Origin of the sequence: Alicyclobacillus cycloheptanicus (assembly GCF_028751525.1) — a bacterium.
Lineage (GTDB): Bacteria > Bacillota > Bacilli > Alicyclobacillales > Alicyclobacillaceae > Alicyclobacillus_L > Alicyclobacillus_L cycloheptanicus.
In genome coordinates this window covers 761,476-784,037 of record NZ_CP067097.1, presented here as the reverse complement: position 1 = coordinate 784,037, position 22,562 = coordinate 761,476, and the positions used below count along the sequence as shown (strand labels likewise).

Sequence of the window (22,562 nt, the reverse complement as noted above, 5' to 3'; positions counted from 1 at the left end):
CGTGACTGACACATCGATGTGCAGATCACGGTTGTGAAGTGGAGTGGAGGAAATGACAACGCTGTTTTCAGACTTAGCTTTGAGTGAACCCGTCATGCAGTCCTTGCAGGATATGGGCTTTGAATCACCAACCGCCATTCAGGCGGAAACCATCCCCGTCGCGCTGACAGGGCGAGACATCATTGGCCAGGCACAAACTGGCACAGGGAAGACGGTCGCATTCGGCATCCCGTTGGTGGAAAAAGTGGATGTCGACGACGATGCCATCCAGGGGCTGATTTTAACCCCGACGCGCGAACTGTGTATTCAGGTTGCGGAGGAAATTTCCAAGCTGGGTTCGAGAAAACGGGTGCGTGTGCTCTCGGTGTACGGCGGCCAGGACATCTCCCGGCAAATTCGCGCCCTGCGGAATCATCCGCATGTGATTGTCGCGACGCCGGGACGGCTGATTGACCACTTGCAGCGGCGGACGGTCCGGCTGGGCAGTGTGAAAATTGCGGTCCTCGATGAAGCGGACGAAATGTTGGACATGGGATTTATTGAGGATATCGAGACGATTTTGGGACAATGCCCGAGTGAACGACAGACCCTGTTGTTCTCCGCGACGGTGAAGCCTGGCGTGAAGACCCTGTCCAAAAAGTTCATGCGCGACATTCAGCAAATCGCTGTCAAGGCGCAGGAAGTGACGGTTCCAAGCATCGAACAAGTGTACTACGAAGTCCATGAACGGCAAAAACTCGATGCGCTCACGCGCCTGCTCGATATTGAGAACCCAGAGCTGGCGATTGTCTTTGGGCGTACCAAGCGCCGCGTGGATGAGCTCATCGGCGCGCTGCAGACGCGCGGCTACCTGGCGGACGGGCTGCACGGGGACATGAGCCAAAGTCAGCGCGACGCGGTCATGCGCAAGTTCCGCGACGGCGGCATCGAAGTGCTCGTCGCAACGGATGTAGCGGCGAGAGGGCTGGACGTCACCGGCGTCACCCACGTGTTCAACTTCGACATGCCTCAGGACGTGGACAGTTACGTACACCGCATCGGGCGTACGGGCCGGGCAGGCATGAGCGGATTCGCCGCGACGTTCGTCACGCCGCGGGAAGTTGACCACCTGCGGTTGATTGAGCGGGTGACCAAGCGCCGGCTGGAACGCCGTCCGCTGCCTACGCTGACGGAAGCCCGCCTCGGGATGCAGCGGGTTGCCATGGAACAGCTCACCAAGGCAGTGTCCGAGGACAACCTGGGCGGCTATAAGGCCTTGGCGGAGGAACTGTTGGACCAGTACGATTCCAGCATGCTGGTCGCCGCGGCCCTCAAGCTGTTGTCCAAAACCAACCGCGAGATTCCAATCACCCTGACGGAAGAAAAGCCGCTTCGCGCCAAACGGGCGTCCAACTTCCGCGGGAACAGCCAGCGCCGCGGCGGCTTTCGCGGAAATGCCGCGCAAGGCATGCACATGCAGCGGTACCGCCGCAATGATCGGTCAGAATAAGGCCAAGAAATGAGGTAAGATGTTCTCAGGGCCGTCCTGTGAATTGGTTCCAGTGTATGGGGCCAGTGCACTGTTCAGGCGGCCCGCTCGGGGACAGAACCCGGATGCAAAGCGGGGGAGTGCATCTGCCATTGCACACGGCGGCTTTACGGTCTCGAACCATCTTCTTTGCTTGTCTGGGGAGCGGGCTGGTCTTCTTTCTCACTGCCCTGTTGGTTGGGGCTGCGGAACACAAAACCCTCGCAGCGATGTCGCTGATTGGCATATCGCTGCTGTTTGAGGCGCAGCCGGCGGCTGTCGCGAGCATTCCTCTTGGCTTTCGCCCTGTTTCGGGCGCCGTCATCAGCGTCTTTGCGAACCTCATGCTCATTCCGCTGATGATGTTCGCGTTTGACCAAATCATTCAAAGATGGCATTGGATTCGCAAGAAGCTCAGTAAGGCCGGCAAATGGGCAGACAAATACGGCACGCATGGCGTCTGGGTGCTCAGTCCTTTAGCCGCCCTCATTGGCGGCTATTTGTGCGTGGCGATTAGTCACGGCCTGCGCTGGAATCCCGTGCGCAGCTTTATCAGCATCGCTGTCGGCATCGTTGGTTCCACGTTTCTCATCACGCTGGCGGGCCATTGGCTTGTCCAATGCTTTCATCACTTCTTCTAGCCTTTCCAGATTTGGTTGAGGCAGCGCATCAGTGCAGGCCGCGGCTGTGCGAATGTTCGGCTGGCCAATCGGCTTCGAGCACCTCGGTGAGCGCGGCCTCAAACCGCTGTGCATCCTCTTGCGTCCGTTTGCGAGGGCCCCGGCTGCGGCCCGTTGCGCGGCGTTCCCGGGCATGAAGATCTCGTTCGTACAGAAACTGGTCGATATTCTGCTCGGTAAAAATCACGCCGCGCGGAGACACGACGCGTGCCTCATACCCCAAGGACAGCGCGGCGAGTCCATAATCCTGGGTGATCACGACAAACGGCCGCCCCTTTTGCAGCCGGCGCACGATTTCCATATCGACCGCCTGCGCGTGCGGGTCAACCGACACGTGATTTGGGCGGTCGTACTGGTGGTTGACGGACGAAACGGTCGTGACGACGGCATGATACTGCTTTGCCAGCTTGTCGACCGTGACCAGGCAGTCCCGCGGGGTGGCGTCCGCGTCGACCAGGATGGTGACAGCGAACGGGGGCTGGTCGTGATGGGTGTCATCGGTCATGAACAGTTCCTCCTGAACGAGCCTTCCAGCGGGCAGCGCACGGGCCGCCGCCGGGGGCGGATGAGCCGTCTTACGAGCCGTCGCAGGACGGCGCGGCACTGGTTTTGGCTGCAGCAGTTGTATATTGTTATTATAGATACGATGCGTCAGGGATTCACTTCAACCTGAAGGAGCGTTCATCTTGGATAAAGAACAACTGAGAAAGTACGCAGAGCTCGTTGTGAAGGTGGGTGTCAACCTGCAGCCGGGTCAGCACCTGGTGGTCGGGTATGGAGAACGCCAGGTGTTTCCGGAGCATATTGAATTTGTCCGGATGTTGACAGAAGTGGCCTACGATGTGGGTGCCAAGTTTGTGCAGATTGACTGGGGCGATGAGCACTGGCGCCGCGAAACGGTCAAGCGCGGGTCACTGGAAACGCTCGAAGCCAGAACGCGCTGGCAGGCGCAGTGGGTCGAGCAGCTGGCGGCTGAGGGGGCGGCATTTGTCGCGATCCCATCCTCGGACCCGGCCTTGTATGAAGGCATTGACCCAGAGCGGGTCACGACGGCCACGAGAGCAAGCAAGACCATTTTTCGGCCTTTCAACGACCGACGCACGAACGATGAGTACAGTTGGACCCTCGCGTCGGTTCCGACGCAGGCATGGGCCGACAAGGTTCACCCAGAGCTGCCGGAGGATGAGCGGGTGGAGGCGCTGTGGCGGGACATTTTGAAGTGCACGAGAGCAGACGGGCCTGACCTCATCAGCACGTGGCAGACCCACCTGCAGAACCTGGAAAGGCGAGCGGCCTGGTTAAACCAGCAAAAACTGCAGAAGCTGCACTACCAGGGTCCAGGGACAGACCTGACGATTGAAATGGCGAAGGGGCATTACTGGAAGAGCGCGGGCGCCAATACACCGCAGGGCGTGCGCTTTGTCGCCAATATGCCGACGGAGGAAGTCTTCTCGGTGCCTGACAAGCACGGCGTCAACGGCACGGTCACCAGCACCATGCCGCTGAACCACAACGGCACGCTGATTGAAGGCATTCAGCTGCGGTTTGAAAACGGCCGGATTGTGGCGTATTCGGCGCGCGCCGGCGAGGACGCGCTGCGGGGCATCGTGGAGACGGACGAAGGCAGCCACTACCTCGGAGAGGCTGCGCTGGTGCCGGTGGATTCTCCGATTTCGCAGCACGGCGTGTTGTTCTACAATACCTTGTTCGATGAAAATGCTTCCTGTCACCTGGCCATTGGCAATGCGTATCCATTGATTGAAGGGGGCCACGACTTGCCGCGCAGCAAGTGGGCGGCGCATGGGCTGAACGAGAGCTTGAATCACGTCGACTTTATGATTGGCTCTGACCAGCTGGACATCGATGGAGAGACAGCCGATGGCAAGCGCGTCCCGGTGATGCGCGCTGGCAAGTGGGTGAGCGGGGTTTAACAAGGGTTTCATATTCTGAACGCGACGTAAAGCCGTCAACGCACGACTCATTCGGTGCTTGACGGCTTTGATGCGGTCAGGGGCTGCATGGGAAGGGTGTCCGCACAGGTATGTGCGCCGGGGGTTTGCCCATGGAAGAAACGCCGCCCGGACCGTCGATGGGTACAAGCTGTGATGCAAACGGGTTTCATCGTAACCGTATTTTTACGTTGCCTTAACACGAACTTAACAATTTGAAGCTAATTTTAAAATCGAACAGAATCGAATGATGGAGAATCATTGCGCCACGTGGAATGGAACGGGGTGCATTCAGTCCTCCTTTTGAAGCAACCGCATACTCAAACTTCAGAGCAGGAATGGAGGTGCAGGGTTGCAACGGATAATGCCGTTGCAATTCCAGCCAACATGGCGGATCGCTCCGTGATTCAAAACCTCGATGAAGCGCCATTGAATCTGTTTCACCTGCGGGCAGTCGTCATTTCAGGGGTCGGATTTTTTACAGACGCGTACGATTTGTTCGTGATTGGCGCGGCGCTGGCATTACTGAAAGACCAGTGGCACCTTTCCCAGTCCATGATTGGACTAGTGGGCAGCACGACACTGGTGGCGAACTTTATTGGCGCATTTCTGTTTGGCCGGTTGGCCGACTTATTTGGACGGAAGCGGTTCTATGTACTTGTCCCTGTGCTGATGGCGCTGGCGGCGATTGGCACCGCGTTTGCGCCAAACATCGGTTGGCTCATCGCGTTTCGCATCTTGCTTGGCGTGGGCATTGGCGGAGACTACCCGCTCAGCGCGGTGATGACGAGTGAATACGCGAATGTTCGCGACCGCGGCAAGCTGGTCGGACTGGTGTTCTCTATGCAGGCGCTGGGGCTGATTGCCGGTCCGATTGTGGCCATCACGTTATTGGCAAGCGGAATGCCGCACAATCTGGTGTGGCGCCTGATGCTGGGGCTGGGCGCCCTGCCGTCGCTCGCGGTTGTGTACCTGCGAAGCAAAATGCCGGAGTCCCCACGCTATGAAGCGCACCGGGCGGCACGGCGTGCCGTACGGCCCGTCGGTCCGGAGACCGAACCGGGTCCTGCCTCAAATGTCTCGGCCTCGGCGGTTGATCAGCGGAGCGGGGCTGTACGCTTCGGTCAGTTCATCCGAAACCGCAAGATGCGCCTGACGCTGCTTGGCACGGCAGGCACGTGGTTCCTGTTTGACTATGCGTATTACGGGAACAGTATCTCCACGCCGCAAATCATGCAAATGATTGCCCCGCATGCGACGCTCCTGCAGAGTGAGGCCTGGACGTTGATTGTGTTCGCCGTCGCTGCTGTGCCGGGGTATTACCTGGCTGTGGGCCTGGTGGACAAGATTGGACATAAGCGGCTGCAGTTGATTGGCTTTGCGGTGATGGGGCTGGCGTTCCTGGCGATGGGCGTGTTTCCGGGGGCGACCGCGACCGTCGGTCCCTTCCTGATGCTCTATGGGGTCAGCTACTTCTTTGCGGAGTTTGGGCCCAACACGACAACCTTCATCCTGGCTGCAGAGTTGTACCCGGTCAGCGTTCGAACGACCGGGCACGGCTTGTCGGCCGGTACCGCAAAGGTGGGGGCCTTCATTGGCGTGTTCATCTTCCCGCTTCTGTCGTACGCACTGGGGCTGCGCGGTACGCTCATCGTCACTGCGCTGTTCTCCTTGGCTGGATTTTTGCTGACCTTCCTGCTGCCCGAGGCGGCGAACAAGTCGATGGAGGAGATGACGCTGACCTTCGAAGAGCCGTCGAGGAAAGCGGTGAAGCGCATTCTGAGGCGCGCCTAAAACCGCCCCGTGAACGCGTGAACCCTGCGCCGGGCGGTGTTGTAGGGTCGGTGCGTATTCCCGAAAAGGGGCTGTCCTGTCCATTTCACCACGAGCGGGCGGCCCCTTTTACGTGGCTGCTTGTCGGTGCATGTGAAGCGTTTTCATGAACTGGTCAAATGAGAACCATGAAGATGCCGACCAGAATCAAGAACGCAAGGATGAATGTGATCTCGCGCGAAGTGCTCGGAACTGCCCGTACCGCGACGGCGGGCTCTTCGACTTCTTCGACAATCAACCGTTCATCCGCGCCCGCCACCGACGATTCGAAGAACCGCTCATCATCGTCGACCAGGTGACCGATACTCATTGCAATCCCTCCTCGTGATGGACAGAACCAAATGGACTGAACATTCCGTTGCTTGTGACTATAGTATGCCACATGAACTCTAAAATGTCACGTTTCAGACGAAAAAAATTTGCAAACAAGACACAAATGAGCATGTATCCACAAGGAATGCGAAGTTGACAGGGGTTTCGTGTGGGCATGGGCGCAGGAGGGACGGCGACACAGGAGGCATCAGGGGAGGCAGAACAAAACCCCTGGACGCTGCCAGGGGTTTGCACGCATGAGATGATTTGTCGATTCGGGTTTTTGACAGGCTGCTTGCGGCGCCTGCTGCCTGTCTTTCCGTTACGGTTACGAGACGGTCGACTTGAAGGTCATGACCCAGATGGTCCCGATGACGACCATTGCGGCGAAAACAATGCCGCTGTAAATCATCACCTTCTGGAAGGTATCGCCGTGGATTCGCTCCGTGATGTGCATGAACATAAACAACTGGACAGCCATCTGAATAATCGCCAGGGCCAAGATGGTGGCGATGGTGGCACCCACCGAGAGGTGCAGCTTCAACGCAATCCAGAACGCCAGAATCGTGAGAATCAACGACAGCACGTAGCCGATGATGTGTTTCCAAGGGAACGTCTCGTGATGTCCGCCATGACTCGCACTCCCCTGATTCGCGCCGTGCAGTCCGGAAGTATTTGTCTGTGTCATGTCACAACACCTTCCCTGTCAGGTACACGACCGTAAAGATGAAAATCCAAACCACGTCGAGAAAGTGCCAGTACAGACTCACAATGAACATCTTGCGCGACGTCATGCTGTCAATGCCGCGTACCGCGATTTGAATGACCACGGACGTCATCCACAAAATCCCCATCGAAACGTGGGCACCGTGCGTGCCGACCAGGGTGAAGAACGAAGAGAGAAACCCGGAGGTCGACATGGAAGCACCGTGCTGCACGTCATCCACAAACTCCGAAATCTCGAACCCAAGAAAGCACAGGCCGAGGGCGATGGTCAAAAGCATCCAGGCGATGACGCCCTTCTTGTTGCCGCGCCGCATCTCGAACGTGGCGATGCCGCACGTGAACGACGACGTCAAGAGGAAGAACGTTTCCCAAGCGAATCCGGGGACATCATACAGTTCCTTCGACGAAGGGCCGCCCGCTGTCATGGGATGCATGACCACGTACGTGGCAAACAAACAGGAAAACAGGATAAACTCAGCAGCCAAGAATACCCAGAACCCGAGGACGCGCAGGCTGCCGTCCTCGGTACTGTACTCCAGCGGTTCGCCAGGTGCTGCTGACCCAGCATGATGTACGACTGGTTCCATCGTCACAGCCTCCCGAGCGACTTTTCGGTCTGCACTATCTCAGAGACCGGAATGTAGTGATAGTAGTCGAACTCAAACGAACGACGCAGCATAATCGCCAAGACACCGAGCAAGCCCAGGATGACGAACACGTACCACTCGAACACAAAGCCAAAGCCAGCGACAAACATGCACAACCCGAGCAGGAACGGACGACCGGAGTTTTTCGGCATGTGAATCGGCTGGATTTCCGACTCCACAAACTCCTGTTTGTACTTGCCCTGCTTGATGTACCACCACTCGTCGCGGCTGTGTACAATCGGCGTGCGCGCGAAATTGTACTCCGGCGCCGGCGATGGCAGCGACCATTCGAGTGTGCGCGCATCCCACGGGTCGCCCGTCACATCGCGTTCGCCATAGCGGATACTCCAGACAATCTGATAGACAATCAAGAGGAACCCGACACCCATCATGAAACCGCCGATGGTGGAAATGAAGTTCGGGATCCACCAGCCAAGGCCGGACGGGTAGGTGTACATGCGCCGCGTCATCCCCATCAGCCCAAGCAGGAACTGGGGCAGGAAGCAGACGTTGAAGCCAATCACGAACCACCAGTACGCCCAGCGGCCGCGCTTCTCATCCAGCTTGAAGCCGAACATCTTTGGCCACCAGTAATAGAGACCCGCCATCATGCCGAACACAGTTCCGCCAATCAGCGTGTAGTGGAAGTGCGCAATCAGGAAGTAGCTGTTGTGGAACTGATAGTCAGCCGGCGCCACGGCGAGCATGACACCCGTCACACCACCGCCAAGCACGAAACACGGAATGAAGGCAGACGTCCAAAGCATGGGCAGGGTGAAGCGAATTCGCCCTTTCCACATCGTGGACAGCCAGTTGAACACCTTCACGCCGGTCGGAATGGCGATGGCCATGGTCGAGATTCCGAAGAACGAGTTGACGGCCGCGCCTGCACCCATCGTGAAGAAGTGGTGCACCCACACGCCAAAGCCCAGGAAGGTGATGGCGACCATCGAAGCGACCATCGCCGAGTAGCCGAACAGTCGTTTGCTGGCGAAGGTGCTGACCACTTCGGAGAAAATGCCGAACGCGGGCAAGATGACGATGTACACCTCCGGGTGTCCCCAAATCCAGAACTCGTTCACGTAGTTCATGGGCATGCCGCCGCCGGTCGTGGTGAAGAAGTGCGCGTTGAACAGGCGGTCAATCAGCAGTTGTCCAAGCACGACGGTCAGTGCCGGGAAGGCGAAGACAATCAGCGCCGACGTGATGAGGACGGACCAGACGAACATCGGCATCTTCATCAGTGTCATCCCTGGCGCGCGCATCTTCAGAATGGTTACCAGGAAGTTGACGCCCGTTGCGATGGTGCCGATACCCGCAATCTGCAAGCCCATAATGTAGTAGTTTTCACCGGGGCCCGGGTCGAACAGGTTTTCAACGTACGGCGGATAGGAAGTCCAGCCGCCGTCCGGCGAACCACCGAACACAAAGGACAGGTTGAACAACATCGCGCCAAAGAAGAACAGCCAGAACGAGATTGCATTTAAATACGGAAACGCCACGTCGCGAGCGCCAATCATGAGCGGCACGGCGACGTTCATCATCCCAATGATGAACGGCATGGCCATGAACAGAATCATGATGGTGCCGTGCGTCGTAAAGATTTCGTCGTAGTGCTGCGCCGTCAGGAAATGCTCGTTCGGAAACGCCAGCTGACTGCGCATCAAGAGCGCGTCGACGCCGCCGCGAAAGAGCATCAGCAGTGCCGCGATGATATACATAATCCCGATTTTCTTGTGGTCCACCGTGGTGAGCCACTCGGTCCACAGCCATTTGAACTTCTTGAACTTCCACAAGACGAACAGAATTCCCAAGGAGGCCAGCGCGATGAGGACGTCAGAGATCCAAATCAGCGGACCTTCTTTCCACATCAGGAAGGTGTTTGCGAAATGCATGAACGAGCTCACTGGTTTTTCCCTCCCATCGAGCCGCTTGAATTGTCTCCCGACATGGACATTCCCGACATTGAACTGCTGGATGTGTTGCTGCTTGGCGATACGGTGCCAGGGATGGGCATGCCCGATGCGATGCCCGGCATTCCCGTCATGTCCTTAGAACCGTTGTAGTTGTTGGGGTTGATGTCCCCAGAGAACGCCATTGTACCGACCTGACCAGGTTTCAGGAGCGATTCATACTTGGCGGTCGTGAGCTGTGGTGCATGCGCCTTGATGTTTGCCGCCCAGTTGTAGAACTCGGCCGGGGTCTTGGCGTACACGTTGAACGTCATGTGCGCAAATCCGCTGCCGGAGTACTGCGCGCTGCGTCCGAGGTACTTGCCAGGCTGGTCAGCCTGCAGCCACAGGCCCAAGTCTTCACCCGGCATATCCATCTCCATGCCGCCGAGTGCCGGAATCCAGAAGGAATTCATCGGCCCGATTGCCGTCAATTGGAAGTCGACTGGCTGCCCTGCAGGAATGTACAGGTAATTGACCGTTTCAATGCCCAACTGCGGATAGCTGAAGAGCCATTTCCACTCGGCAGACGCCACGTAAATGACCAGCGGCTTTTGCTTGGTTTTCGCTGCCATGCTTGCTGCGGCTGGGGTTTCGCTGACTGTTTTTGCTGGCGCCGTCGATGTGGTCGGCGGTTTCTGCAGCCGGAACGTCACGATGACCGTCGGAATGGCAATGGCGACGACGATGAGCACCGGAATGACAGTCCAAATCGTCTCCAGGAGCGAGCTGCCGTCGGTTTCCGGCGGTACATAGTCCGCGTTCTCAGGGCGAGCGCGGTACTTAATCATGACGTAAGCAAAGATTGCGAACACAATCAGCGCCACGCAAGTCATCAGAATCAGTGGAAAGATAATCAGTTTCAGTTCTTCGTGGCCGACAGGACCTTTCGGCTGAAGAACCGGGATGCTGGCGCCGCAACCGGTCAGAAGTATGGGTAGCGCGACCGCTGCTGCCGCAACCGTCCACCACCGTCTATTCGGCCGCATGAGTTTCCCCCCGTTCATTGTTTTCTGAAGCGAAAAAAGTAATAAGAGAAGTGCAAGGCGCACATCCTACAAGCGTGTCCTTCCCTGGACGGACACGCACGGTTGTGCTTCTTGTACCACGCTCGACTTCCACCTCTCATGGTAACAGGCCGTGGGCCGAGTTTCGTGGTAAAAGCACCGGATTTCAACAATCTCTCACACGGTTGCGATAAAATCGACAAACTTCCGCTACATACTGTTCACAACTTGGCACAAGGACGTCGTGGATGGTAATCTTGTGCCGTGTATCGTAAGGTACAGGAGTACGTCTCGGAAGCGTGTCTAAAAGGGGCGATGCATCACCAATGCCTCTTGGACAACCTTGCAAAGGAGTGGAATTCCATGCCAGCGAACCAGACGTCCCCGTGGGTTCGACGGGCGATCTCCATCCTCGCGATTTTGACCTTGATTGGGTTTTTCGCCGTCAACACGATGGGCTTTGTCGATACCGAGACCGGGTCTGCCTTCGGATGCGGACACCAGTGGCCGCTTTGCAACGGGGCCGTCATTCCATCCCACTGGGGCCTGAAGACGTTGATTGAGTTCAGCCACCGCGGACTGGTGGGCGCTGCGACCCTCCTGTTGTTCGCGCTGTGCGCGCTGGTGTGGTGGCAGTACCGTCGCTGGCTGGAAGTGCGGGTATTGGTGATGCTGTCCATCGCCTTTGTGTTTCTTGAGGCCGCCCTCGGTGCGCTGGGGGTCAAGTTTTCGGACCCGCCCTTCGAGCTGGCGTTTCACTTTGGCATTTCTTTGCTCGCATTTAACAGCATTCTGCTTTTGGTGGTCGTGATTCGCTACATCAACCGCGCGCTGCGTCTGCAGCCCGAGGCACCGGTGCTCCGGGCACAGACCCCCGTGTCCCTGCGCGTTTGGACCTTCATCACCCTCGTGTATACCTACATCGCCATGTACATTGGCGCGTACGTCGCCTCGACAGGCTACGGACATCTGTTCCGCGGCTGGCCGCTTCCAACCGAGACGCGCCAGGTGCAAGCCGCCCTGACGGTGGATTGGCTGCACCGCTCAGTCGCTATGGGGCTGGTCCTGTTGACGCTGTACCTGTGCATCGCATCCGCAAAAATCCGCCAGGCGCGGCCTGACCTGTTCTTTGGCAGCCTGGTGTCGCTCGTTCTGGTGTGCATTCAGGCGGTGACCGGCGCCTTATTGATTGCCACCAACATCGCTTTGTTCGCCTTTTTGCTCCACGTGTCGGTGGTCACCTTTCTGTTCGCAGCGGTCTGCTACTTGGCGCTGCAGACGCTGCCTGAACCGCGCCGGGCGTTTTTGGAGCGGCGCTCATCGTCTCATCACGGCGCTGATGCGGTTGATGCACAGGGGCCGCGGACCGATCACGAAGCGGATGACACGCCTGAGTATCTATTGCCAAATTAAGCGGCGCACGATACAATGTCCTCTTATCAGCCTCCGTTCAGACTTCAGTGATTTTTCCGTCATACATACGCCCTTCGATAGATAGAGCGCTGAGAGAAAGAGGGACGGGAGTGGAGCAAATGAAGGTAACCATCGGACTCCTTGGGTGCGGTACGGTTGGCGCAGGGGTGGTAGAACTCACCCGCCGCCGGGCCGGACGCATTGCGGACATGACGGGCGTACGCCCGGTCATCAAACACATTCTCGTGCGCGACGAACAAAAACCGCGCGGCGTGGTGTTGGAAGGAGAGCGCCTGACCACGCGTCCGGAGGACGTGCTGGACGACCCGGAAGTGCGCGTGGTCATCGAAACCATTGGCGGCATTGAACCCGCACGGACCTTTATTTTGCGCGCGCTGCGGGCCGGCAAGCACGTGGTCACAGCCAACAAGGACCTGATTGCGCTGCACGGGGAAGAGATTTTCGACGCGGCCGAAGCCGCGCAGGCGGAGGTCTTCTTCGAGGCGGCGGTTGGCGGCGCGATCCCGTTGATTCGCCCGCTCAAAGGCTGCTTGACGTCCAACGAGATCACCGATTTGAAAGGGATTATCAACGGCACCACCAACTATATTCTGTCGAAGATGACGGAAACTGGTGCGGGCTTTGACGAAGTGCTGCGGGAGGCGCAGGAACTCGGATATGCGGAGAGCGACCCGACCAGCGATGTGGATGGGCTGGACGCGGCGCGCAAGCTGACGATTCTGGCGTCCATCGCGTTTCATACGCGGGTTCGGCTGGACGAGGTGCGGGTTCATGGCATTCGCTCCATCACGGCGGCGGACGTGGCGTACGCCAATGACTTGGGCTGCGTGATTAAGCTGCTTGCCGTCGGACGGGAGCGGGACGGTGCCCTGCAGCTGGAGGTGCGGCCGACCTTGGTGCCCAAGGCGCATCCGCTCGCCAGCGTGTCGGACGCGTTCAACGCCTTATTTGTGCGTGGAGACGCTGCAGGCGATTTGATGTTCTTTGGGCGCGGCGCCGGTTCCATGCCGACCGCCAGCGCCGTCGTGGGCGATCTCATCGAGGTGATGCAGCACCTGCGCATGGGCATCACGGAGACCCGCGGCTCGAACCGGCTGCCCAAAAAACAGGTGCATGCAAACCAGGGCCCGGCAGGGCGGTACTACATACGGTTGACTGCGCTCGACCGGCCCGGCGTCTTTGCGAAGATTGCAGGCGTGTTTGGGCAAGCGGGCGTCAGCATGGAGAGTGTGCTGCAAAAACGGGTGAAAGGCGAGGATGCGCAAATCGTGATCGTCACGCACGCCGTGTCGCAGGGCGAACTCGCGGCGGCCATCCAAGGGTTGAAAGACCTCGGCTCTGTCCCGTCGATCGACAACGTGCTGCCGGTGGAAGAGCTGGAAGGAGAAGGCCCGGTGCTGGAAGACGTGATGGATGACGTGGTCAGAACGCATCCGGAGCTTTCGTAGAACGCGAACTTTCGCAGGCGCACGCTAACTTTCGTAGGACGTTTCGCGGTCGCGGATGAACGCCGCGATAACTTGCAGCAGTGCGGAGGTGTCGAGCGCCGGGGCAGACTGGCTTTGTTCCGCCAGCTGCTTGGCGAGCGCGACATACGGCCGGGCCTGCTCGGAGACAATGAAGCGCCGGGTGTCGGCGTCGTAGAGCCGTGACAAGGCGGCGTCCCCTTGCAGCGCAGTGTCGGTCTGCGGCGCGGGTGCTGCCTGAACGGCGTGATCGGCAGCGGATGGATGGTCGGAAACCGCGACGTCGTCCCGGAAGTAGGCAATGGGAACCTCGAAGGCGTCCGCGAGCTGGACCATGATTTGAAAGGACGGGCTCTTTCGGGTGCCCTTTTCGATGGCATCGAGATGGCTGATGGAGACGCGCGTGTACGCCGACAGCTGTTTGAGTGTCCAGCCGCGCTGCGCACGCAGCTTACGTACTTTCTCCGCAATCGACGCCATCGTGCCACCTCCTTGACCTCCATTATACCGAAAATGTCCACAATTGTAGATAGGGCCAATCTGTCATGCTTCTGTCGATTTCGGCTGGAAATCCACTCCTGGACACGTGTACGATAAACAGTGAGGGCGACAAACCAGGAGGCGGCGCTTGTGCACGGCGAGTGTCGCTGGACGTGATCGACCGGCGCTTGGGGGGATGGGAATGACGCCGACCGTTTCGGTTTGGCTTGCGTTTGCCGCAGGGCTCTTGTCTTTTCTCTCACCTTGTACCCTTCCGCTCTTTCCATCCTACTTGGGCTACATCACCGGCGTGTCGTTCCACGACCTCCAGCAGGGGGCGGATAAACTGGCGGCGGCCGCGCGCGTTCGTGTGTTTCTTCACGCGGTCTGCTTCTGCATCGGGCTGTCCGCGCTCTTTGTGCTGCTTGGCTTGGTATCCACCGCTGTTGGACAATTGTTCTTGGAGTACAAGACCGCGGTGCGGCTGTGCGGCGGCGTGTTGGTGATGGGGATGGGGCTCGTGCTGGCGGGTGTCATCCGCAGCGACTGGCTGCTTCGTGAGCGCCGTCTGCACATCCCGGCGGTGCAGCCGCTTGGCTATCTGGGTTCGGCGCTGATCGGGGTCGGCTTTGCGGCTGGGTGGACACCGTGTGTGGGACCCATTTTGTCGACCGTGCTCATCCTGACGGCCACGCACCCGAGTGTCGGGGTATGGTATATGGTCACGTACGCGATTGGCTTTGCCGTGCCGTTTCTGCTCTTCGCGCTGACCTTGACCTCACTGCGCCCGTTTCTTCGTTATACCCCGGTCATTTCACGCATCGGCGGCTGGCTGATGGTGGTGATGGGATTCCTATTGGTTTCGGGGAAACTGACCTTCCTCACGATGTGGATCCAGCAAACCACCGGCTTCACCGGCGTCGGGTTGTAGGGCAGCGCCTGGCGGGGAGGGCGGACTTGGCCGATCACGGCGCCAACACCGCGGCACGGCAGCCGAAGACGACGCACGGGCGGCCGGCTTCCCACGACTTGCGGCGCGCAAAGCGGGCAAACGACCCGCCGGGCCCCAGCTCCATTGACCACGACCAGTCCAACGAACGGAACGCGGCGATGGCGCGATGGTTGTCTTCGGGGACAACAAACAGGCACCAGTCCGGTGGGGCGGCCATCCCCGCAACGGACCTCGCGAAGTGGATGGTGGCTTGTTTCACCAAGGCATTCCAGCCCAGCCCGCGCCATGCGGGCAATAAATACGTGCCGCACTCCACCGCGGTTGTCTCCGGCGGCAGCAGCGCGGCCTCCACGGTGCGCACGGTCACAAACCCGGCGAGCCGGCCCGTGATGGACACCGTTCTCAGCCAGGACCACCCCATGACTTCCGCCGCCAGCAAGGCTTCAACCCAAGCGACCCAAGTCTGCCAATGGCGGTCGGGGGTGACCCACGCGTCATCGTCACGGGCGTGATGCCACAGCACCGCTGCGTCTTCGCGCTGGATGGGCAGCAACTGAATGGATGCGGCTGCGTTCGCTCGTGACGCATCGGACAATCCGGTCTGCTTCAACGCGCTTCTTCCTCCACCGATGATATGAACACATCTTGGCGCTTTCGCTGTTGAAACGCAAGCGCGCCCAAATTCCTCGATTGAGAATGTTTGTTCCCAAAATCTCGTTTCGATCTGCTATAATTTACACAATCGCGTAAAAACTGTTCGACAGCTGAACGGGGTGAAAGCATGACTGATCTCGGTACGCGCGTCAAGTCGTTTCGTTTACAACAGAAGATGAGTGTTCGGGAGCTCGCCAAACGGGCCGGGGTTTCAGTCAGCTACGTGTACGCGGTGGAGTCCGGCCACCGGGGACACAACATTGTCAAGCTGGGCAAAATTGCAAAGGCGCTCGGCGTACCTGTCAGCGCGCTGTGGGAAGGATCCGATGAGCAATGACACCGCCCTGGGTGCAACTTCGGCAGCTTCGCAAAGCAGCTGGACTCACACAAGCCGAACTGGCGGCAGGCATTGTTACGCAAAGTATGCTGTGTCACATTGAGCGCGGCCGTGTCATTCCTGCCGAAGACACGCTTCGCGCGCTGTTGACCAAACTGAAGGTGCCCGCGGAGGAAGCCATGCAGCCATGGCGGGCGTGGCGGAACCGAGGGCGAATCCGCGATCGATTGTGGATTGCCGTCAACCTGGAGGACGGGCCGTTGATGCAGCAGCTGCTGGACGAAGGCGGTCATTTGTTGGTTCCCTTCGAGCGGCAGGTGTACACCGGTTTCGCCGGTGCGTTGACGGCTGGGGAGCGAACCGAGGCCTGGGCGGCGGTTCGCGAGGTACTGGAGAAGGCTGCGCAGGATGAGAACCGCCCCGTGCTTCGGTCAAGCCGCAGTGGACCCCGCGCGGGCATCAGCCAGGGCGGGCGCAAGCGTGACGTGTATGCAGGGGCCTGGACGCACATTGACAAGGCGCGCGCCCTGGTCACCGAGGCGAAAGCGCAGTGGCTGGCCGCCAGGCATTTTACCGATGACGAGGGTGCGCTATACTGGAAGCAAGTGATGGCGCTCTACCTGTGGGAAACCATTTGGAAAGGCGCACAGTGACGCCGCAGGGTGACGAGTGCGCGTGTGAGGTGTGGTATGGAGACTGGAGCAGAAATCGGTTATCAGGACGCTATTCGACAAGTGTTGCGTTCCATGCAGCACCGCATCAAAAGTTTGGAAGAGGCGTTGTCGGAAGCGGGCCAATCGAGTAAAGCATCGGAAATTGAACACCGCATTGCTGAAGTGCGCCACCTCATTGAAATTGTGAATTCCCTTCACCGCTAATCCCCCGTCGGAATGGGAACAGCTTGCCGCAGCGGTTTGTTCGCGGCAAGCTGGTATGCGATTCCTTTCTGCTTTCATAGGATTTTTGATTGGATTCATATAAAATAGAGAGGCATCATGGAGGCTCATTGAGAGTACAGTATGTCGGTCTGTACGCCGCTTTTCTGTTCCAGAAGCGGTGCGGTCGGACTCGGTGAGGGGGATGTCTTTTGCTTTGGAATCCTGAGATAGAAACGATGTCGCAAGATGCCCTGCGGTCGCTTCAATTGGACCGTTTGCAGCGCACGCTTCGCCACGCTTACGAACATGTGCCCTTGTACCGTGAACGCTTTGAGGCGGCAGGGATACACCCGGACGACCTTCGCACGCTGGACGACATCGCGAAGTTTCCGTTTACGGTCAAGTCTGATTTGAGAAACACCTATCCGTTTGGCATGTTTGCGGTCCCGATGCATCAGGTTGCGCGAATCCACGCTTCGTCGGGCACCAAGGGCAAGGCCACGGTGGTCGGATACACCCGCTCTGACCTTGAGGTGTGGGCAGAGTGCGTGGCGCGCTCGATTGCCAGTGCCGGAGGAGAACCGGGAGACATACTTCATGTCGCGTACGGGTACGGATTGTTCACCGGCGGACTCGGGTTGCATGGGGGCGCCGAGCGGTTCGGCTGCACGGTTGTGCCGGCCTCCGGTGGATTTACAAAGCGGCAGGTCACGCTGTTGACCGACTTTGGCGCGGATGGTCTAGCCTGTACCCCATCCTATGCGGTGAACATTGGGGAGACGTTGCAAGCGGAGGGGATTCCAGCCGAACAACTGAAGCTGCGCTACGGCATTTTCGGCGCTGAACCGTGGACAGAGGAGATGCGCCAGCGCCTTGAGCAGCTGCTCGGCATTGACGCGGTGGACATTTACGGTTTGAGTGAGGTCATGGGCCCTGGTGTCGCCATTGAATGCCGCGAGGAAAAGAACGGGCTGCACATCTGGGAAGACCACTTCTTCGTTGAGGTACTCGACCCTGAAACCGGTCGTCCGCTGCCGCCGGGTGAACTTGGGGAGCTGGTGTTTACGTCGCTGAGCAAGGAAGCGTTTCCAGTCGTGCGATATCGGACGGGAGACCTGGCTTATTTGATTGATACGCCGTGCAGCTGCGGCCGTACGCACCGCCGCATGTCCCGCGTGAAGAGCCGCGTGGACGACATGCTGATTGTTCGCGGTGTGAACATTTTCCCGCAGGAAATTGAAGCGGAGCTCCTGCTTGTCGAGCAGCTCGCGCCGCACTATCAAATTGTGCTGTCGCGCCAGGGTGCGCTGGATACCATCGAAGTTCACGCCGAATGGCGTTCGACAGCCGACCGTGACGCAGTTGACCTGGAGCGTTTCGTCGCCGCCGTGGAGCGAGCGTTGCATACGCGCCTGCAGATTTCTCCGAAATTGGTGGTTCATCCGCCGCAGAGCTTGACACGCAGTGAAGGGAAAGCCATTCGCGTCATCGATCAGCGAAACCTGTGAGCCTGCCGGAACCCTGTGAGCCGGCGGTTGAAGCACCGCTGGTTCGCAGGTGACGATGGCGCATCCGGGGATGCACAGTGTGGTTGAAGTTGTCTGACAAGGGGATGAATCGCCGTGGTCAAAATGGTGGCGCTTTACAAACGTCCGGACGATATCGACGCGTTTCTGCAGCATTATGAACAGGTTCACATGCCGCTTGCCCGCAAGATGCCTGGCCTTCGAAGGGTCGAAATCAACCGCTTCTTTGACGCGCGGGGCGGCGATGCAGACCCGTTTTTAATGGCGGAGTTGTACTTCGACAGCCGCGAGGCGATGTTTGCCTCCATTCAGTCGCCGGAGGGCAAGGCGAGCGGCCGCGATTTGCAGCAGTTCGCAGGCGGCATTGTCCGAATTTACTTTGCCGACGTCGAGACGGAGGTGTTCTGATGTACGAGACGATTCAGTATGAAATGGCAGGCAGTGTGGCGAAGATTACGCTCAATCGTCCGCAGGTGGCAAACGCCATCAACGCCCAAATGGGGAACGAACTGTACGACGCCATGAAGCGCGTGGAGGCCGAACGCAAGGCGCGGGCCGTGGTCCTGACCGGTGCGGGTAAGGCGTTTTGCGCGGGTCAGGATTTGGGAGAACAGGACGCGATTTCGGAAAACCTGGCCAATGCGGTTCGCGAGCGCTACAACGTGTTGATTTCGAAGATGCGTTCGCTGCAAGTCCCGATTCTCGCCGCTGTCAACGGCGCCGCCGCGGGTGCTGGCTTTGGACTGGCGCTGGCCTGTGACCTGCGCTTCGCCTCATCGACGGCGAAATTCACCATGGCGTTCAGCAAAATCGGACTCGCGCCGGATTCAGGCACCAGCTACTTTCTGCCGCGCCTGGTGGGCGTGGGGAAAGCCCTGGAATGGGCGTGGACAGGCGAGATTCTTTCGGCCGAAACCGCGCTTGCGCACGGTGTGGTCAACCGCGTGTACGATGCCGACGCACTGCTGTCGGAAACCATGTCGTTTGCCGACCAGTTGGCGGCGGGGCCGACCAAGTCCTATGCCTTGACGAAGGAAGCGATTTACAACAATGTTGCGGACAGCTTGCCCAACGCGCTCGAACGCGAGGCGGTCTTGCAGGATTTGGCAGGGCGTTCCCACGACTTCCGCGAGGGTGTCCAGGCATTCATGGAAAAGCGTCCACCCGTGTATCGAGGCGAGTGACTGGACGGCGCCAATCGGTGTTTGAACCCTCGAGGTGGTCGTTGCGGGCTTGAACGGTTGACGTGATCATGCGGAGAAGGGGGCACAGTCGATGTCAGATTCCATGCGCGTGGGTGTCGTGGGCGCCGGAACGATGGGCGCGGGCATCGCGCTGGTCGCCCTGCAGGCGGGCCTTCCAGTGGTTCTTTGTGACGTGCAGGAGGGCGTCTTGCAGCGTGCGAAACAGGAAATGGAGAGACGGCTTGCGCGCCGGGTGGAGAAAGGTGAACTGACGGCAGACGTTGTCACAGCGATGCTCGGAAACTTGCGTCTGTCGACCGAGATGGCGGCGTTGGCCGATGCAGCTGTGGTCATCGAAGCGGTGCCGGAGCGGATGTCGCTCAAACAGTCGATTTTCGCGCAGTTGGACGAGGTTTGTCAGGACACGGCCATCCTCGCAACCAATACGTCGTCTTTGTCCATCACGGAGATCGCGGCACAAACGCAGCACCCGCACCGCGTGGTGGGGATGCACTTCTTTAACCCGGCGCCGGTGATGAAGCTGGTGGAGGTCGTCGTCGGCGAAGAAACCAGCGCGCAGACGGTGGAAGCCGTCGTCAATCTGGCCGAACAGTTTGGCAAGACTCCGGCGGTGTGCAAGGACACCCCTGGCTTTATCGTCAATCGTGTCGCCCGCAACTTTTACGGAGAGGCCTTGCGTGTCGTGGGCGATGGGACAGCGTCCACCGAAGTGGTGGATCGGTTGATGCATGGCAACGCCCGCTTCCCGCTGGGGCCGTTCAGCTTGATGGACATGATTGGCATCGATGTCAACTTTGATGTCACCACGTCTGTGTACGAGGCATTTTACGGCGAGCCGCGCTACCGTCCGCATCCCATCCAGGCGAGAAAAGTAGCGGTCGGCCAGTTGGGGCGAAAGTCGGGCAGAGGGTTTTACCGCTACGACGATGAAGCCGGTGGACCTCCGCGGGACCGTCAAGCTTTTTATTCCTCTGAGGAACAGCAGACCGAGCGGCGGTCGGCCCTTTCCGCCGAGCGTGTCTACGTGGTGGGAGACACGCCGTTGGCAGCGTCGCTGCGCGCGTGGGTCGCCAGCGTTGTGGGCACCGAAGCGTCCGACTGCGGCCTCGTCTATGAAGGACCCGTGTTTGAGTGGGACAGCGCAGCCATTGCAGCGCGCTGCACGGAACTGACCCGCTGCATTCACGCCGCACAGCCCAAGGTGGTCATCGCGGCCTTTGCGGGCGAACCCGCCTATCACCGTCAGGCGCTGCAAGCGGTGGAGCAGGGACTGACCGAGGACGCGCTCCTTCTCACGTCGCTGGCCGGACCTTCCGCCACAGAGCAGGCGAGTTGGCTGGCACGGCCAGCCCGGGTGCGCGGGTTTGCCACTGTCCTGCCGCTGCCGGAACCAGGGCGCGGCAAGACCATCGCCTGGACACGCCCGCTGCAAGCGGACGCCGCGGACGCGCTGGACGACCGCACGGTCGGTTTGCTGCAGCTGCTCGGCTGGACGCCGCTGCAGGTGCGAGACGGCGCCGGCGGTGTCGTGATGCGCATCCTGGCGATGGTCTTGAACGAAGCGGCAGAGGCCCTGCGGGAAGGTGTCGCGAAGGCCAGTGACATGGACGCCGCGATGAAGCTGGGGACCCGCTACCCGCTGGGTCCGGTCCAGTGGATGAAAGAACTGGGCATCGCGAGCGTATGGCAGACGGTCAATGCGTTGTGGCGGGAACTGGGTGACGACCGGTACCGGCCATCTCCGCTGCTGCGGCAGTGGTGGTACGCACGCAAGATTGACGTGGAGGAGGGACCGAACCATGCGTGAAGCAGTGATTGTCGACGTCGTGCGCACCCCGATTGGAAAGCATCGCGGGGCGTTATCAGCCGTGCGGCCGGATGATTTGGCCGCGCTGGTCATCCGCACCCTGGTTGAGCGAAACCAGCTGGATGCCGGACTCATCGAAGATGTTTACCTGGGATGTGCCAATCAGGCAGGTGAAGACAACCGAAACGTCGCTCGCATGGCCGCCTTGCTGGCGGAACTGCCGGAGACGGTTGCAGGCGTGACGGTGAACCGGTTGTGCGCGTCCGGGCTCGAAGCCATCAATCAGGCGGCGCGCGCGATTTTGGTCGGAGAAGGCGATGTGTTTATCGCGGGCGGCACGGAGAGCATGACGCGGGCGCCGCTGGTGCTGCCAAAACCTGAGGAGTCCTATGTGCGCGGAAATCAAACCATGTATGACACGACGCTCGGCTGGCGCATGGTGAACCCCAAGCTGGCGCAGTTGCACTATCCGTACAGCATGGGCGAAACGGCCGAGAACGTCGCGGAGCGCTATGGCATCACCCGGCAGGCGCAGGATGAATTCGCGAAGGAAAGTCAGGACCGCGCCATCGCCGCGATCGACAAAGGATATATGAAGGACGAGATTGTTCCGGTCGAGGTGCCGGCAGGGCGCAAAGGGGAAACCGTCGTGGTCGACACGGATGAGCACCCGCGCAGGGGCGTGACCCTGGACCAGCTGGCCAAGCTTCGGCCCGCGTTCCGTGAAGGTGGGACAGTCACTGCTGGGAACAGTTCCGGGATCAACGACGGGGCCGCGGCGGTCCTCATCATGTCCCGCGACAAGGCGCAGGCGCTGGGGCTGGAGCCGAAACTTCGTTATGTCGCGTCTGCCGCGGCGGGTGTCGATCCGGCTTATATGGGCATTGGCCCCGTGCCGGCGACTCAGAAAGCCCTGCGGCGGGCGGGCATCGGAATTGGCGACCTGGATACCATCGAACTCAATGAAGCGTTCGCTGCGCAGTCCCTGGCTGTGATTCAGGAGCTGGGGCTCAACCGAGACCGTGTCAACCCGAACGGGGGGGCCATTGCGTTCGGCCATCCGCTGGGCTGCAGCGGCGCCCGGCTGGTGGCGACGCTGACGCACCAGCTGGCGCGCACGGGCGGGCGCTACGGCCTGACGACGCTGTGCGTGGGTGTCGGCCAGGGGGTCGCGACGGTCTGGGAGAACTTGCGTGCTTGAAACGGTTTG

General features: G+C 59.5%; 23 protein-coding genes. 15 read left to right on the top strand and 8 right to left on the bottom strand.

Annotated features, from left to right (window positions below; translation table 11 throughout):
- The first annotated feature begins 52 nt into the window (after window positions 1–52).
- Both cshA and JI721_RS03625 read left to right on the top strand, forming a co-directional pair.
- Window positions 53–1,489, top strand: a complete 1,437-nt coding sequence (gene cshA / locus JI721_RS03630) for a degradosome RNA helicase CshA (protein ID WP_274456722.1) — start codon at window positions 53–55, stop codon at window positions 1,487–1,489.
- A 104-nt stretch (window positions 1,490–1,593) separates the two neighbouring features.
- Entirely contained in the window at window positions 1,594–2,148 is a 555-nt protein-coding gene (locus JI721_RS03625) for a small multi-drug export protein (protein WP_274456721.1), read from the top strand.
- Window positions 2,149–2,176: 28 nt separating this feature from the next.
- Here JI721_RS03625 and JI721_RS03620 read toward each other — a convergent pair whose 3' ends face one another.
- Entirely contained in the window at window positions 2,177–2,692 is a 516-nt protein-coding gene (locus JI721_RS03620; protein WP_274456720.1) for a YaiI/YqxD family protein, read from the bottom strand.
- A gap of 181 nt (window positions 2,693–2,873) precedes the next feature.
- On the opposite strand from JI721_RS03620, the gene JI721_RS03615 reads away from it, so the two are divergent.
- On the top strand, window positions 2,874–4,118 hold the full coding sequence (locus JI721_RS03615; protein ID WP_307016088.1) for an aminopeptidase: 1,245 nt from the start codon (window positions 2,874–2,876) through the stop codon (window positions 4,116–4,118).
- Between the two features lie 420 nt (window positions 4,119–4,538).
- The gene (locus tag JI721_RS03610) at window positions 4,539–5,930 is read left to right on the top strand and encodes an MFS transporter (protein WP_274456719.1); all 1,392 of its coding nucleotides are present in this window, start codon (window positions 4,539–4,541) and stop codon (window positions 5,928–5,930) included.
- Between the two features lie 154 nt (window positions 5,931–6,084).
- On the opposite strand, the gene JI721_RS03605 is transcribed toward JI721_RS03610, so the two are convergent.
- The 5 genes from JI721_RS03605 to JI721_RS03585 form a co-directional block, all read right to left on the bottom strand.
- The gene (locus JI721_RS03605; protein WP_274456718.1) at window positions 6,085–6,279 is read right to left on the bottom strand and encodes a hypothetical protein; all 195 of its coding nucleotides are present in this window, start codon (window positions 6,277–6,279) and stop codon (window positions 6,085–6,087) included.
- Between the two features lie 330 nt (window positions 6,280–6,609).
- The gene (gene qoxD, locus JI721_RS03600) at window positions 6,610–6,969 is read right to left on the bottom strand and encodes a cytochrome aa3 quinol oxidase subunit IV (protein WP_274456717.1); all 360 of its coding nucleotides are present in this window, start codon (window positions 6,967–6,969) and stop codon (window positions 6,610–6,612) included.
- Window position 6,970: 1 nt separating this feature from the next.
- On the bottom strand, window positions 6,971–7,594 hold the full coding sequence (gene qoxC, locus JI721_RS03595; protein WP_274456716.1) for a cytochrome aa3 quinol oxidase subunit III: 624 nt from the start codon (window positions 7,592–7,594) through the stop codon (window positions 6,971–6,973).
- A gap of 2 nt (window positions 7,595–7,596) precedes the next feature.
- Window positions 7,597–9,549: a cytochrome aa3 quinol oxidase subunit I gene (gene qoxB, locus JI721_RS03590; RefSeq protein ID WP_274457644.1), complete on the bottom strand. Its 1,953-nt coding sequence runs from the start codon at window positions 9,547–9,549 to the stop codon at window positions 7,597–7,599.
- A gap of 8 nt (window positions 9,550–9,557) precedes the next feature.
- The gene (locus JI721_RS03585; RefSeq protein ID WP_274456715.1) at window positions 9,558–10,595 is read right to left on the bottom strand and encodes a cytochrome c oxidase subunit II; all 1,038 of its coding nucleotides are present in this window, start codon (window positions 10,593–10,595) and stop codon (window positions 9,558–9,560) included.
- A 381-nt stretch (window positions 10,596–10,976) separates the two neighbouring features.
- Here JI721_RS03585 and JI721_RS03580 point away from each other — a divergent pair, with 381 nt between their 5' ends.
- Window positions 10,977–12,026 carry a COX15/CtaA family protein gene (locus JI721_RS03580; protein ID WP_274456714.1) on the top strand — a complete coding sequence of 350 codons (1,050 nt, stop codon included), beginning with the start codon at window positions 10,977–10,979 and terminating at the stop codon, window positions 12,024–12,026.
- Between the two features lie 119 nt (window positions 12,027–12,145).
- A complete protein-coding gene (locus JI721_RS03575) occupies window positions 12,146–13,495 on the top strand; it encodes a homoserine dehydrogenase (protein WP_274456713.1) in 1,350 nt (449 codons plus the stop codon).
- A 24-nt stretch (window positions 13,496–13,519) separates the two neighbouring features.
- Here the strand turns inward: JI721_RS03575 and JI721_RS03570 are convergent, their stop codons facing one another.
- Window positions 13,520–13,993: a helix-turn-helix domain-containing protein gene (locus JI721_RS03570; RefSeq protein WP_274456712.1), complete on the bottom strand. Its 474-nt coding sequence runs from the start codon at window positions 13,991–13,993 to the stop codon at window positions 13,520–13,522.
- A 202-nt stretch (window positions 13,994–14,195) separates the two neighbouring features.
- Between JI721_RS03570 and JI721_RS03565 the strand changes: the two genes are divergently transcribed.
- Window positions 14,196–14,924 (top strand): cytochrome c biogenesis CcdA family protein, encoded by a 729-nt coding sequence (locus JI721_RS03565; protein WP_274456711.1) that lies wholly within the window; start codon window positions 14,196–14,198, stop codon window positions 14,922–14,924.
- A 34-nt stretch (window positions 14,925–14,958) separates the two neighbouring features.
- On the opposite strand, the gene JI721_RS03560 is transcribed toward JI721_RS03565, so the two are convergent.
- Window positions 14,959–15,555 (bottom strand): GNAT family N-acetyltransferase, encoded by a 597-nt coding sequence (locus JI721_RS03560; RefSeq protein ID WP_274456710.1) that lies wholly within the window; start codon window positions 15,553–15,555, stop codon window positions 14,959–14,961.
- Between the two features lie 171 nt (window positions 15,556–15,726).
- Between JI721_RS03560 and JI721_RS03555 the strand changes: the two genes are divergently transcribed.
- The 8 genes from JI721_RS03555 to JI721_RS03515 all read left to right on the top strand — a co-directional run bounded on the left by JI721_RS03555 (window position 15,727) and on the right by JI721_RS03515 (window position 22,553).
- Entirely contained in the window at window positions 15,727–15,936 is a 210-nt protein-coding gene (locus tag JI721_RS03555) for a helix-turn-helix domain-containing protein (protein WP_274456708.1), read from the top strand.
- Complete coding sequence (locus tag JI721_RS03550; RefSeq protein ID WP_274456707.1) at window positions 15,933–16,589, top strand: helix-turn-helix domain-containing protein; 657 nt, start codon at window positions 15,933–15,935, stop codon at window positions 16,587–16,589. The genes JI721_RS03555 and JI721_RS03550 overlap by 4 nt, the downstream gene beginning before the upstream one ends.
- 36 nt (window positions 16,590–16,625) lie before the next feature.
- The gene (locus JI721_RS03545; RefSeq protein ID WP_274456706.1) at window positions 16,626–16,814 is read left to right on the top strand and encodes a hypothetical protein; all 189 of its coding nucleotides are present in this window, start codon (window positions 16,626–16,628) and stop codon (window positions 16,812–16,814) included.
- A 209-nt stretch (window positions 16,815–17,023) separates the two neighbouring features.
- On the top strand, window positions 17,024–18,322 hold the full coding sequence (locus JI721_RS03540; RefSeq protein ID WP_274456705.1) for a phenylacetate--CoA ligase family protein: 1,299 nt from the start codon (window positions 17,024–17,026) through the stop codon (window positions 18,320–18,322).
- Between the two features lie 123 nt (window positions 18,323–18,445).
- Window positions 18,446–18,748 carry an EthD family reductase gene (locus tag JI721_RS03535; RefSeq protein ID WP_274457642.1) on the top strand — a complete coding sequence of 101 codons (303 nt, stop codon included), beginning with the start codon at window positions 18,446–18,448 and terminating at the stop codon, window positions 18,746–18,748.
- Window positions 18,748–19,524, top strand: a complete 777-nt coding sequence (locus JI721_RS03530; protein ID WP_274456704.1) for an enoyl-CoA hydratase-related protein — start codon at window positions 18,748–18,750, stop codon at window positions 19,522–19,524. The genes JI721_RS03535 and JI721_RS03530 overlap by 1 nt, the downstream gene beginning before the upstream one ends.
- Window positions 19,525–19,615: 91 nt before the next feature.
- Window positions 19,616–21,352, top strand: coding sequence for a 3-hydroxyacyl-CoA dehydrogenase NAD-binding domain-containing protein (locus JI721_RS17110; protein ID WP_307016083.1), 1,737 nt, complete (start codon window positions 19,616–19,618; stop codon window positions 21,350–21,352).
- Window positions 21,345–22,553, top strand: a complete 1,209-nt coding sequence (locus JI721_RS03515) for a thiolase family protein (protein ID WP_274456703.1) — start codon at window positions 21,345–21,347, stop codon at window positions 22,551–22,553. Before JI721_RS17110 ends, JI721_RS03515 begins: the two co-directional genes overlap by 8 nt.
- Window positions 22,554–22,562 lie beyond the last annotated feature (9 nt).